Origin of the sequence: Alteromonas sp. W364 (assembly GCF_031846205.1) — a bacterium.
Lineage (GTDB): Bacteria > Pseudomonadota > Gammaproteobacteria > Enterobacterales > Alteromonadaceae > Glaciecola > Glaciecola blandensis.
The window spans coordinates 33,902-47,563 of the sequence record NZ_JAVRID010000006.1 but is presented as its reverse complement, the minus strand read 5'-3'; the positions used below and the strand labels follow the sequence as shown (position 1 = coordinate 47,563).

The following is a 13,662-nucleotide window of genomic DNA, read 5'->3' as shown; positions in this document are numbered from 1 at the left end:
ATACGCGCTGAATCAGTCACATACCACCTTTAAATAAACTCCTTGCCAAGAAAATAAGTAACAATGTGTGTGATAGGGTATTAATTATCCTCTAATCGTTCGCATTTGTGCCGATAAAACGGTAAAATCGCGGCTCTATTTTTCGCACAACAGTCCCTGCTCGGGCAGATCCTACAGTAAGTTGAGGATCTCAGATATAAAAGCACGGTCTACTTCAAGGTATTTAGCAAAATTTATGCAACTAAAGAACATTCGCAACTTCAGTATTATTGCGCATATCGATCACGGTAAATCGACGCTTTCTGACCGCTTGATTCAAACATGTGGCGGTCTAACGAATCGTGAGATGTCTGCTCAGGTACTTGATTCAATGGATATTGAGAGAGAGCGTGGAATCACGATCAAAGCGCAAAGCGTTACTTTGTACTACGAAGCGAAGGATGGCGAAAAGTACCAATTGAATTTCATCGACACGCCAGGGCACGTAGATTTTACTTATGAAGTATCGCGATCTTTGGCCGCGTGTGAAGGCGCACTCCTTGTTGTTGATGCAGGGCAGGGTGTAGAAGCGCAAACTTTAGCTAACTGTTATACCGCCATCGATATGGATATGGAAGTTGTGCCTATCCTCAATAAAATTGATTTACCCCAAGCTGAGCCGGAAAGGGTTGCTGAAGAAATAGAAGATATCGTTGGTATTGATGCTATTGACGCCGTCAAGTGCTCGGCAAAAACAGGTGTTGGCATCGAAGATGTCTTAGAAGAGATTGTAAAGAGAATTCCGCCGCCAGAGGGTGATCGTGAAGCTCCCTTAAAAGCACTGATTATTGATTCTTGGTTCGACAATTATCAAGGTGTTGTCTCTTTGGTTCGTATCGTTCAAGGTGAGCTTAATGCCAAAGACAAGATTCAAATTATGTCTAATGGCGTAGTTCACCAAGTTGATAAAGTGGGTATTTTTACACCAAAGCAAACAGATACGGGTACTTTGAAAACCGGTGAAGTTGGCTTCATCATTGCTGGTATTAAAGAAATTCATGGTGCGCCAGTCGGCGATACTATTACCCTTGCGAAAGCACCTGCTGATAAAGCCTTACCGGGCTTTAAAAAGATTAAGCCGCAAGTATATGCTGGCTTGTTCCCAGTCAGCTCTGATGATTACGAAGATTTTAGAGATGCCTTGGCAAAACTCAGCTTAAACGATGCTTCCTTGTTTTATGAACCTGAAAGTTCAGCAGCGCTAGGCTTTGGTTTCCGTATCGGATTCCTTGGTATGTTGCACATGGAGATTATTCAAGAGCGTTTAGAACGAGAATATGACCTGGATCTCATCACAACCGCACCGACCGTGGTTTATGAAGTGAAAACAACGAAAGGTGAAGTCATACAGGTTGATAACCCCTCCAAACTGCCACCTATCAACGATATTGATGAGATGCGTGAGCCTATTGTTACTGCCAACATACTCGTACCACAAGAATACCTCGGAAACGTAATCACGCTATGCGTAGAAAAACGTGGTGTGCAAACAGCGATGACTTACCACGGTAAGCAAGTCGCAATCACCTACGACATTCCAATGGCTGAAGTAGTGCTTGATTTCTTCGATAGACTAAAATCAACCAGCCGCGGTTTTGCGTCACTTGATTACAACTTTAGTCAATTTAAATCAGCTAATATGGTCAGGCTAGATATCCTTATTAATGGTGAACGAGTCGATGCGTTAGCGATCATTACCCATAAGGACAACGCTCAGTATCGTGGACGTGACTTGGTTGAAAAGCTTCGCGAACTGATTCCTCGTCAAATGTTTGATATCGCTATACAAGCGGCGATAGGTACGCATATTGTTGCGAGAAGCACAGTGAAACAGTTACGTAAGAACGTTATTGCTAAATGTTATGGCGGTGATGTTAGTCGTAAGAAAAAACTATTACAAAAACAAAAAGATGGTAAGAAACGAATGAAGCAAGTAGGTAATGTTGAATTGCCGCAGGACGCATTCTTAGCAATTCTAAAGGTGGATAATTAATGGCGAATTATTTTGCAATCTTCTTAGTGGTCATGACGGCTGTTACCGGTCTCATTTGGTTGATTGATGCTATATTTTTTGCGCCAGAAAGAAAGGCAATGGCATTAGAAGAACGACGCGCTGTACTGGGCGACGACACAATCACTAAATTAGAAGGTGAAGAAGCTGATCCACATTTGCCAATGCTGGTAGATAATGCCAAGCAATTCTTCCCTATTTTTGCTTTAGTGATGGTTTTCCGTTCTTTTCTTTATGAACCGTTTCAAATTCCTTCGGGCTCGATGATGCCGACATTATTGGTTGGTGACTTTATTCTAGTTGAAAAATTTAGTTATGGTATCAAGGACCCTGTTTTTAGGACCAAACTCATTGAAACCGGTGAGCCTAGCAGGGGAGACGTTGTCGTTTTCAAATTTCCCGAAGACCCAAGTGTTGACTACATTAAGCGAGTGGTCGGTTTGCCCGGAGATAGAGTCGTCTACAAAGACAAGAAGCTTTTTATTACGCCAGCGTGTGAGCAGAGGCCTTGTCCACAAACTGCGATTGCGCAAGAAGAAGTGGGTAAAACTGACTTTATTGGTCGTTTGAATGGTCGTTTGGTAGAGTACAAAGAAACGCTCGGAGAAAATACGACGGGAATACTCAAAGATCCAAACGAGAGAGACGCAATCAGCCGCTATGAACCAAAACAACCCGGTACTGCCTACAACGAATGGCTTGTTCCGGAAGACCACTACTTTGTTATGGGCGATAATCGCGACAATAGTGAAGACGGACGTTTTTGGGGCTTCGTTCCTGAACAGAATCTGGTTGGTAACGCCGTCTTAATTTGGGTTAGTTTTGAATTTGAGAGACAACCAGAGGACTTTATGCCTACGTGGGTGCCATCAGGTATTAGATTTGAAAGAAGCGGCTCCATTCAATAAGCGCTTACCTATTAAGCGTGCAGGTAAAAACGTATCTTAGAAATCGCCATTAGTAATGGCGATTCCTTGAGTAAGCACAAGAGTTGACATGAATCGATACGATAAACTGAAAGCAGTACTAGACTACACATTCACTGACATGGCATTGTTGGAACAAGCTTTTACGCATCGAAGTGCCGCCAAACAGCATAATGAGAGATTAGAGTTTTTAGGCGATGCAATACTCGGAATGGTGGTTGCAGAGATCCTATATCATCGTTTTCCTGAGCAACCAGAAGGGAAACTCACTCGGATGCGCTCCTCATTAGTTAAAGGCGATACATTAGCGAAAATAGCCAAGGAACATAACTTTGGCGAGTATTTAAAGCTTGGCTCGGGTGAAATGAAAAGCGGTGGACACCGTCGTAGCTCTATACTCGCTGATGCAGTTGAAGCGGTTATTGGGGCTATATTCATCGAAGCTGGGATAGACGCTGCAAAGAATACTATCATTAAGCTGTTTGAATCGAGAGTCGCTGAGCTAGACCCAAATATTCAGATTAAAGACAACAAAACACAGCTCCAAGAGTTTTTGCAATCGCGCCAATTGCCACTCCCTATTTATGAAGTAGTGTCAATTCGCGGTAAAGATCACGCGCAAACCTTTGAGGTTAACTGTACAGTAGAACCTCTGAATTCAAATCAGCTTGGCATCGGTAAAAGCCGTCGCCAAGCCGAACAAAATGCTGCAAAACTAACATTAGAGAAGCTAATAAATGAGTAACACGCATTGCGGTATGATCGCAATCGTCGGTCGCCCAAACGTGGGCAAATCAACGATCTTAAATCAAATTTTGGGGCAGAAGGTGAGTATTACTTCACGCAAGCCGCAAACGACACGCCATCGAATAATGGGGATTGACACCATTGCCGATCGCCAAGCGATTTATGTTGATACACCTGGGTTACACACTGAAGAGAAGCGCGCGATAAATAAACTCATGAATCGTGCTGCATCGAGCTCTTTAGGTGAGGTGTTTTTGGTTCTTTTCGTCGTAGAAGGTACGCGCTGGACTGAGGATGATGAGCTAGTCTTGTCAAAAATAAAACAGGCGAACATCCCGTGCTGGCTGGTGGTCAACAAAACCGATAAAGTCACCGACAAAAATAAGCTAATGGAACAGCTCCAAGTGCTGAGCTCAAAACATGACTTTGACAATGTTATTCCGGTAAGCGCTAAGCAAGCCAAACAGGTTGATAGAGTGCGTCAGTTAGTATTGAAAGCACTTCCGGAAAGTGAGTTTTATTTTCCTGATGATTACATTACCGACCGATCTAGCCGTTTTATGGCCGCTGAAATTATTCGTGAAAAGCTAATGCGATTTACGGGGGATGAATTACCCTATTCTACAACAGTCGAAATAGAACAGTTTAAATTGACCCCCTCCGGTGTGTATCACATTAACGGCTTGATTTTGGTTGAGCGAGAAACTCAAAAACGCATGATCATAGGCAAAGCGGGCAGCCATTTGAAAACGATGGGAGCCGAAGCGCGAAAAGATATGGAAGCGCTGTTCGACAACAAAGTGTTTTTAGAGCTCTGGGTGAAAGTTAAAGCGGGTTGGGCGGATGACGAAAGAGCCTTGCGTTCTCTTGGATATGACGGCGATTTCAAAGCTTAGAAATTCATCCATGAAAGCTTAAAAGAAATTTTCCAGCTTAGGAATGCAGAATGACAAAAGCAATTAGTGACCTGAGAAAAGAATATAAACTAGGAAGGCTAAATGCTGATGCCTTAAGTGAGCATCCGGTCGACCTTTTTCAAACTTGGTTCAATGACGCCTTAGAGGCGGGCTTGCCTGAGCCTAATGCGATGACGGTCGCAACAGTAGATGCAGCAGGTAAACCGAGCCAGCGTATCGTATTACTCAAAGATGTAAGTCGTGACGGTTTTGTGTTTTATACAAACTTGGGCAGCCGCAAAGCTAAAGACTTGAAGTATAATCAACATATTTCTCTTCACTTCCCTTGGTATATTATGGAACGTCAAGTAAGAGTAAATGGCGTTGCAAAACCACTTAGTCGCACTGAAGTGGCGAAATATTTTTTATCCAGACCGACCGACAGTCAAATAGGGGCTTGGGCGTCGCAACAAAGCCAGCCTATTTCAACACGCGAACTATTAGTGACGCAATTCGCACAGATGAAAGAGAAGTTTGCTAAAGGGCAAGTACCTTTACCTGATTTCTGGGGCGGCTTTCGTGTAGAGCCCGAACAAATCGAGTTTTGGCAAGGCGGCGAGCATCGCTTACATGATCGTTTTGAATATACCAAGCAAAGCGATGCAAGCTGGACAACTCAGCGCTTAATGCCTTAGATATCTCTTACCATTTTCTCTGGAGGCATCTTGATAGATAGCCATTGCCATATCGACTTGCCTGCATTTGATCATGATCGCATAGCAGTCTTAAAAGCGGCAGCAAACAGCGGTGTAGAGCGTTTTTTAGTGCCTGGCTTAAGTAACGAGCAATTCACTACACTCTTAGGCTTGCAGCAATTACTACGTGATAGTCACGGCATACCCATCGATATTGCGCTAGGTCTCCACCCGTACTTCTATACGAGTACTTTGGCCAATGGGATAGCGCCTGCGCTAGATTTGTTCGAAGCACATGCCAAGCAGCACCGGCAAGATGTAGTAGCACTTGGTGAAACGGGTATGGATGCGAGCATCAAGTGTGATCTAGACACTCAAGAGACCTTGTTGAGGGCACAGCTATCCGTTGCGAAGGAGCTTCAGTTGCCTGCGATCCTTCATCATCGCCAGTCTCACAATCATTTAATTCGAATACTTAAATCGATGCGATTTTCATATGGTGGGCTTATTCATGCTTTTTCTGGCAGTGCTGAGGTTGCAAAAACCTACCTAGATTTAGGCTTTTTACTGGGAGTAGGCGGAACCATTACTTATCCAAGAGCGAAGAAAACTCGCGCTACGATAAAAAATATACCGCTCGAATATTTAATGCTGGAAACTGATTCGCCAGATATGCCTCTGAACCATTTTCAAGGACAACGAAATACACCAGGGCAACTTCCCTTAGTCGCCGAGGCCTTAGCCGAATTGAAAGACGTTTCTGTCGATACCGTAAAAGAACAAACGACCTTAAATTACCGTCATTTATTTAAGGTGTCAGAGTAACGGTAATTTGCTCTCACTTTATAGAATAAACGCGTCAGAATAATTGCACAGACAGCGGTTAAAAACATAATTAAAGCAGTTTGAATGAGTTGGCTTTTGGTAAAGGCGCGGTGATGCTGAATAATAGAGTCGCGGTCTAGAACTAGTTTCACATATCCAATGGTTTTGCCGTCGTGTACTATATCTTCAACGAATATTAGAGGTGGCTCATTAAGTACTCTAAATTGTTCAATAATACTGTAATCATCATCGAAGCTTTTGATGGTTTTACCATGTTGGTCATATAGGGAAGTGCCCTTCACAAAGCTATCTGTTTCAATGGTATCGACGTAACTCTCTATACTTTCCTCATCTCCAGACTGCATAGGTGAGGCTAACATTCTTGCTGCCTGGGCTGCCAAACTGCGACCTAATTGCTCTGATTCTAAGCTATACCATTCATAAGCATTCTTTGTATACATAAGCCAAAGATTAACAGCAATAATAAGCACACAAACGGCCAATACGAAATTGGAAATACGCTTTAGCATTGAAAATTTGGCTGGTTTCTTGGCGTCCACTGTTTACTCTTATTATTTTCTCAGCTAGCACAATAGGATAAATCAGGCTTTTTGCCAAGACATAGTTTTCTTGCCCTACTGCTTTCGCTATAGTATCGACATTAATATCTAAATCGTTATCGGAATCACTTTGTACGCCACTTCAAAAGAAACTGTAGATACTAGCCTAATTGATACACTCAGTACGCAAACTTTCACACAAATACTACACCGCGAGGAAACGCTGTTTTGGCATCCAGATGATTCAACATTAATTGCCAAGCAACAAACTGATAAGTCCAAACAGAGCAGACTGGTGCTAGCCGCTGCTAGTTTACATTTTGACTCGCTGGCCAACATGTTCGTCGCGCTCGGTATTCACAAACAAACACTGCAAATTGAACTGAACAAATACCACCAAATTTATGATAAAACGGTGATTAACGTCTCATGCGAACTGCCTGAAACACTTCAATGGCGGGAACGTATTGCCGAAGTTAGCCGTCAGTACTTTATGGATATATTCGTTCAAGAAGATGTGAATATTGAATCTAAAGGGCTTGTTGTATTTGATATGGATAGCACACTTATTGAGATGGAATGCATTGATGAAATAGCGAGTTTAGCTGGCGTAGGTGAAGAAGTGGCCGAAGTCACCGAAAAAGCCATGCGTGGTGAGATCGAATTCTCAGAAAGTTTGCATCATCGTGTGAAATGCTTAGAGGGCGTATCCCTTGATGCTTTGTTGAATATCCGCCAGCGCTTGCCTTTCATGCCAGGTTTTACGCTGTTAATTCAAGAGTTAAAAAAACATGACTGGAAAATCGCAATTGCCTCAGGTGGCTTTACCTACTTTGCTGATCACATCAAACAACAGTTTGGCTTTGATTACGCTTTTAGCAACACTTTAGAGTTAGTTGGTGAGCGTTTGAGTGGCAGAGTCAGCGGTGATATTGTCGATGCACAAGCGAAGGCTGATATCTTGGAAAAGCTTGCCACTAATAATAATATCCAGTTGAAGCATACTATTGCGGTAGGGGATGGCGCCAATGATCTATTGATGATGGCAAAAGCCGGCGCCGGAATTGCATTTAAAGCTAAACCTAAGGTGGAAGCGCAAGCCGCAAATGCTATTCGTTTCAGCGGCTTGGAAGGGGTGCTTTACTTACTCGGCTAGTTCACTCGCTGGTTTGACATTCTCGTTATAAGCTTGTGTTCCCCATAACGGCACAGTAGATAAGCTGTGCTTAAAGCTGCCAGACGTTTCTTTGGTTGAATATGACACGTACATTAGGGTTTGAGAACCTGCATCATATACACGTCTGATCTTCATGGTTTTGAAGAAAATACTTTTTGACTTTCTGAATACGACTTCTCCTGATTTAGATTTATCAATTTGCGCTATCATACTCGGCGTAATTTCACCTGTTTGTCTACAAGCGATCGAACTGTCAGAAGGGTCAGCAAGACTTAAGTCAGCTTCAATACTTGCAACGTGACATGTGACACCAGGCACTAAAGGGTCAACTAAAGTGTTGAGCTTAATATCTTGCGTCGTGAAGACGCCAAGGGATATATCACCTACCTCAGACTTATCGCAAGCAGCGAGTCCTCCAACGCAAATTAAGAGTAGACCAAGGCGCTTGTATTTATTCGCCCATGTATTGGAAATCGTTGTGTTTGATGTGCTCATATTTGGTCCATTTAAGTTGTCGTAAAAGCTAATGTAGCATTGACAATCAAGCGCTGAAAGGAACATTTTGTTTGGAGCGTGGAGAGTAAAATAAAAAAGACGATATCCTTACCGTCTTTTTTATTTTGGTGGGTGTTTCCTTATTTAACATCAAATCCTGTTAACTCTTAAGAAGCATTTCTGCTACTGATTGTGTCGCCGTTCTTTGATGTGTTGATTAAATCACGATGAAAAGGGTAAAACCGTATAAAAACAAATAATAAGTATCTTTAGAGATATCAATAAAATACATATAAAACATGGGGTTAAGACTAAAGTATAAATTCAAGCTTGGACTTTAGTATAGAATTTATTGCAGTGATGATGTTTGGGATGAATTAAAATCATTTAAAAACAATGTGTTAGATTTGTAGGGTGAGGTAATGTATTACTTTTGGCGCTTTTGCTACGATTACCTTATTCAGCTCAGTGAATTTCAAATAAATCAGTGTTTTTAGGGGTGAAATTGTTTGAGTAAACGTAGATTGGTGCTTATTTGTGCACTTGATATCGGAATAAAAACTCGTCGGTGATATCGCTCAAGAAGACTTGGCCAGAAATATCCCACATGTACTCCTCAAGTAGCTTCGCTTTATGCACTGCGTAGCGAGTTAAGTAGCTAAGTTCTTGTTCTAAGAGCGACACATCAGGGCGAGCGCTCTTGTTAATAAACACGCTAAACGCAAAAAACTCACCGCGTTCGCGTGCTGCTTTTATAAATTGTAACTTGGAGCGATGTGTTGCTAGTTCATTTTCCCAATGCGCAGTGATCGCATTTTCAATATCATGGTTGCGCGGGTCATAAGCAACATATAGCTCAGCTTGCGTTGGGCGTGAATCGACCCGCAGTGTTCTCAGCGCATCGCGCACAAAAGCATTGCTCTTATGTTTATCTTGAAATAGCCACGAAAGATTCAATTTTGGGCTTGGTCGTTGATGTTTCAGCAAAGCAGCCCAAGCTGCGTTGCGATTTTCAAAAATAACTCTCAGTGGGTAATAGCTGCCCTTCTGTTTACCAATAAATGCACAAAATTCGCTGCTATGTTTTGCATGCAAACATCTTAGTGCATGTCCCATACCCGGCACAGTTTCCTCATTACTGATGGTTTTTAATTTGTCTTTGTTATTCTCGATTAACGCGGTGAAAAATTGTTCTGCCACACTTAACTCGTGTTCCGATATCGCCTCTAAATGGAGTACAAGTTTATCGTAACTGATATGTCTAACTCGATATTTTAAATCTTCAAGTACGAACTGAGTTGTTTTCTTTTGTAATTTGGGAAACGAAACACTCACGCGCGAATTGATGCGTTGTTCATAGGGTAAGTCTAGTTCAATCTTTAAGCCACTGACCGAACAGTCTTCGCTGATGCCGCTTATGGTATCTGAATAAGTGGATAACTCAACGGATGAGCGCAGTTTGTAACGTGTCTCTTTACGCAACTCCTGTTGCTTGTATCGAAAAGATAGTACAGGTTCTGGTGGTTTGTTTCTTGGGTGACCAAATACAGCGAGTTCTTTCACTTTATCACGCTCAAGTTCAATTTTTTGGTAACACTGCTGACCAACTAAGTGCGAAACATCCGAGACGGTTATCATAGTGGTAATGTGTTGCAGTTTGGATTCGAGTCGTGGCGAAATCTTTTTATTTAAACGATCTATTTTTTTATTAATACCGTTGGGAAGTGAGGTCGGTACATGCGCCATTTTTGGATCGACGACATCATAACTCAAACGATAAACTCGCCAGCTAACGCGGCGAGACGCATAACTTAAAAATACGGATTTCAACTCTGGATTTGCGTCTAATTCATTTGTCGTTGCGGAATAGAAGTAGATTTTGCCATCTTTTATATGAGTAAATGCATAAACCCATAGGCTTGACGCTGAGGGATAAGATCCGAACAAGGTGTTTAACCGACTTGAGTTGAGTAAAAAACCGATGTTTTGCTCATCATCCTCGTCAAGCCAGTAATCTAAGATTTCCTTGTTGCTACCATTAACACAGGCAAACTTAGCGACTGGCTCATCTTTGTCTTGTGTATCAATAAACACCGGTAGTCCGGGTGCCGTGCTGCTAAACGCTTGTTCATATATTTTGTTTTCAATCGCAGCAACAACATTGTCAAGATTGACCTTATAACGACGTTTGTTCGTTTTTATGAGCTTTCTTAAATAGTCGTCAAATAAGCTCGGATACCTATTATGATCCCGCTCTAAATGCAGCCGAGCTTGCTCTTCTTGCCCTGTAATCTGGACTAGTTGATACTCAACTGCCGTTTTTCGTAAATCAGAATCAGCACTAAAACCTCGGAATATCACACTCAATGTCGTGTTTTCCTGTAGGGCATGTATCTGACTTGCTTCTTTTAACTTGAGTTTTAAACCGTGCAAACTAATGTCGACTGTCGTTGCAAAAAAGCTCTGATTGTCAGGCAGGAAAACTTCTACAAGAACCACGAAATTCATGCGCTCTTCATAGCGGTGGGCGATATCTAAAAGTGGCTCTGTTTCAGCCAAGTATTGCGTGCCATTCCTGTCGGTCGGTGATACTTGTTCATTGGAGACTAAATGATTAAATACGGAAGTGTGGTGTGATTGTTGTTCAGCTAATGCCAGCACAGCTTCGTATACGCCAAAAGTATATTTGCCATATGCACGCGTCTGTTCTTCAAACAACTTGCTTGATTTAGCATCAAGGTAGTGTGTGATACCTTTATAGGTAACAAACTCACAAGGTTGTGGAACCTTTGAACGCAAGTCCAATACGCGCAGACACGGTTTGGCTAAGCGTTGAATTTCCATTTTGATCAGAAAACGCTTTTCATTGCTGAGGTCTTTCGTAACATCCTCGAACAGGCGCTTGAACGCGGCTTGCTCCAACATGGGGGCTAGCTTATTTATCAATGCTCGATATTCAGAAAGTTCGTTAGACATGTATTCCTAGACTGTAGGCCCTAGATATTATTGTAATTTAGGTTAAGCTCACTGCATAAATAAGCCTGATATTTTTTCTCGCCTTAAATGAGATTATCGGCAATTTACGCTAAAGCTAAACAGATTTTTAGAGTGAATTGAGCTAACATAATAGGCTTTAAATCAAGCGCTAAACGCAAACATACTCCTTGGAAGATAATTAGTAAATGGCAAAAAGAAAAACGGCTTTTGTATGCAATGAATGTGGCTCTGAACACCCACGCTGGCAAGGCCAGTGCAATGATTGTAGAGAATGGAATACGCTTTCAGAGATTGTTATCGAAAACTCGCCAACCAAAGGTGTCCCTACCGGCAGAGGTGGTTACTCTGGCATTACTGCCGCTAAAGTAGAAGTGCTCAATGAGATAGACCTAGCAGCATTACCGCGCTTTTCTTCCGGCTTTAAAGAACTTGACCGAGTATTAGGTGGCGGAATTGTGCCAGGCTCGGCGATGTTAATTGGCGGTTCGCCAGGCGCAGGTAAAAGTACCTTATTATTACAAGTGATGTGCTTGTTAGCGAAAACCAATTCAACGCTGTATGTGACGGGTGAGGAATCATTGCAACAGGTGGCCATGCGCGCCAAAAGACTGCAACTGCCAGATGATAAGCTCAAATTATTAGCCGAGACAAATGTCGACACTATTTGTCAACTGGCGCTCCAGCATAAGCCTTCGATAATGGTTATTGATTCGATTCAAGTGATGCACATGAGTGATATACAGTCTGCCCCTGGTGGTGTGTCACAAGTAAGAGAAAGTGCCGCGGCATTAACTCGTTTTGCTAAGCAGCATCATATTGCAATGTTTTTAGTTGGCCATGTAACAAAAGATGGAAGTCTTGCCGGTCCAAAAGTCCTAGAGCATTGTATTGATTGCTCGATGATGCTGGAAGGTGAAAGTGACAGTCGTTTTCGCACACTGCGCGGCACAAAGAATCGCTTTGGTGCAGTTAACGAACTGGGTGTTTTTGGTATGACCGAGCGGGGTATGAAAGAAGTTTCAAATCCTTCTGCCATTTTTTTAAATAGAGAAGAAGCCTCGTCTCCCGGCAGTATCGTAATGACAATCTGGGAAGGCACAAGGCCTTTGCTGGTTGAAATCCAGGCTTTAGTTGATTATTCACAACTCTCAAATCCACGCAGGGTCGCAGTGGGCTCAGACCAAAACCGTTTAGCGATGTTACTCGCTGTGATGCATCGACATGGCAACGTGCAAATGAACGATCAAGATGTTTTTGTCAACGTAGTGGGCGGTGTCAAAATAAATGAGACTGGCGCTGATTTAGCCTTATTATTGGCCATGGTGTCGAGTTTCCGCAATTACACCTTACAAAAAGAGTTGATTGCCTTTGGGGAAGTCGGTTTATCTGGCGAAATCCGCCCGGTGCCGAATGGTACGGAAAGAATTACAGAGGCCGCAAAACATGGTTTTAAACGCGCAATCGTTCCGAAAGGAAATATGCCAAAACAAAAAATCCCCGGAATCGAAGTGGTTCCCGTGAGTCGCCTGTCAGAAGCGTTGGAAGCCTTATGAGTCAGTCTCCAGTCATTTTCTTCCCTGGGACTTTGTGTGATGAGCGAGTTTTCATGCCGTTATGGTCTGAATTAGCGTTAAACAACAAGGCTTTTGTGCCATTGCAATGGGCAGAAAACTTAGCTCAAATGCAATCTTTGAGCATGGATAGACTCGCCTATTTCGATGAACCAGTGCACTTAGTTGGTTATTCAATGGGGGGGTATATCGCGGCATTAACTGCGATCCAAGAAGCAAATATAGTAAAGGATAAGTCAAAGCGTAAGGTGGCTTCGTTGAGTATGGTCAGCAGTTCAGGAACAGCCTTAGGAAACAGTGAATTGGAACAACGTAAACTGCTACTTCAAAGTATCAAAAAGAAACAGTACAAGGGAATGACGCAAGCACGCATTAACTTTATGCTGCACCAAAATAACGCTGACGACACCGAGCTTTCTTCTACTATTAAAGCAATGTCCGACGACCTAGGGCCAGCTACTTTAGCTACTCAAACTGAAGCCACTAGCGAGCGCAAAAATGTATTAGATGCCTTAGCGAATTTGCAAATTCCAGTTCATTTCATACTCGGTGAGCACGACAAAATTGCTTCACCAAAGCAGTGTTTGTCTCATGCTTCACTTTCTCGTCAAATACAAACTACCGTGATTGAAGGCGCGGGGCATATGCTACCGCTTGAAAAAAGTAAACAATTAGCGCTAGCCTTAAGTAAGACATTTAAAGGCTAAACAAATCGAATAGCAC

General features: G+C 42.5%; 12 protein-coding genes. 9 read left to right on the top strand and 3 right to left on the bottom strand.

Going from position 1 to position 13,662, the window contains the following annotated elements; translation table 11 throughout:
- The first annotated feature begins 235 nt into the window (after positions 1-235).
- The 6 genes from lepA to RM556_RS10845 all read left to right on the top strand — a co-directional run bounded on the left by lepA (position 236) and on the right by RM556_RS10845 (position 6,139).
- A complete protein-coding gene (gene lepA, locus RM556_RS10870; RefSeq protein WP_311362709.1) occupies positions 236-2,032 on the top strand; it encodes a translation elongation factor 4 in 1,797 nt (598 codons plus the stop codon).
- On the top strand, positions 2,032-2,958 hold the full coding sequence (gene lepB / locus RM556_RS10865; RefSeq protein ID WP_311374587.1) for a signal peptidase I: 927 nt from the start codon (positions 2,032-2,034) through the stop codon (positions 2,956-2,958). The genes lepA and lepB overlap by 1 nt, the downstream gene beginning before the upstream one ends.
- Positions 2,959-3,046: 88 nt before the next feature.
- Positions 3,047-3,721 (top strand): ribonuclease III, encoded by a 675-nt coding sequence (rnc, locus tag RM556_RS10860; protein WP_311362707.1) that lies wholly within the window; start codon positions 3,047-3,049, stop codon positions 3,719-3,721.
- The gene (era, locus tag RM556_RS10855; RefSeq protein WP_311362706.1) at positions 3,714-4,619 is read left to right on the top strand and encodes a GTPase Era; all 906 of its coding nucleotides are present in this window, start codon (positions 3,714-3,716) and stop codon (positions 4,617-4,619) included. Before rnc ends, era begins: the two co-directional genes overlap by 8 nt.
- A gap of 50 nt (positions 4,620-4,669) precedes the next feature.
- The gene (gene pdxH, locus RM556_RS10850) at positions 4,670-5,314 is read left to right on the top strand and encodes a pyridoxamine 5'-phosphate oxidase (protein ID WP_311362705.1); all 645 of its coding nucleotides are present in this window, start codon (positions 4,670-4,672) and stop codon (positions 5,312-5,314) included.
- 30 nt (positions 5,315-5,344) lie between these two features.
- On the top strand, positions 5,345-6,139 hold the full coding sequence (locus RM556_RS10845; RefSeq protein ID WP_311362704.1) for a TatD family hydrolase: 795 nt from the start codon (positions 5,345-5,347) through the stop codon (positions 6,137-6,139).
- On the opposite strand, the gene RM556_RS10840 is transcribed toward RM556_RS10845, so the two are convergent.
- Complete coding sequence (locus RM556_RS10840; RefSeq protein WP_311362703.1) at positions 6,115-6,699, bottom strand: AhpA/YtjB family protein; 585 nt, start codon at positions 6,697-6,699, stop codon at positions 6,115-6,117. The two genes, RM556_RS10845 and RM556_RS10840, sit on opposite strands and share 25 nt — an antisense overlap.
- A gap of 130 nt (positions 6,700-6,829) precedes the next feature.
- On the opposite strand from RM556_RS10840, the gene serB reads away from it, so the two are divergent.
- Positions 6,830-7,855: a phosphoserine phosphatase SerB gene (gene serB / locus RM556_RS10835; RefSeq protein WP_311362702.1), complete on the top strand. Its 1,026-nt coding sequence runs from the start codon at positions 6,830-6,832 to the stop codon at positions 7,853-7,855.
- Here the strand turns inward: serB and RM556_RS10830 are convergent.
- On the bottom strand, positions 7,844-8,371 hold the full coding sequence (locus tag RM556_RS10830) for a CreA family protein (protein WP_311362701.1): 528 nt from the start codon (positions 8,369-8,371) through the stop codon (positions 7,844-7,846). The two genes, serB and RM556_RS10830, sit on opposite strands and share 12 nt — an antisense overlap.
- Before the next feature lie 531 nt (positions 8,372-8,902).
- The gene (locus RM556_RS10825; protein ID WP_311362700.1) at positions 8,903-11,347 is read right to left on the bottom strand and encodes a PilZ domain-containing protein; all 2,445 of its coding nucleotides are present in this window, start codon (positions 11,345-11,347) and stop codon (positions 8,903-8,905) included.
- 206 nt (positions 11,348-11,553) lie between these two features.
- On the opposite strand from RM556_RS10825, the gene radA reads away from it, so the two are divergent.
- Both radA and RM556_RS10815 read left to right on the top strand, forming a co-directional pair.
- The gene (gene radA / locus RM556_RS10820) at positions 11,554-12,921 is read left to right on the top strand and encodes a DNA repair protein RadA (protein ID WP_311362699.1); all 1,368 of its coding nucleotides are present in this window, start codon (positions 11,554-11,556) and stop codon (positions 12,919-12,921) included.
- Complete coding sequence (locus tag RM556_RS10815) at positions 12,918-13,646, top strand: alpha/beta hydrolase (RefSeq protein WP_311362698.1); 729 nt, start codon at positions 12,918-12,920, stop codon at positions 13,644-13,646. Before radA ends, RM556_RS10815 begins: the two co-directional genes overlap by 4 nt.
- The last annotated feature ends 16 nt before the right edge of the window (positions 13,647-13,662 follow it).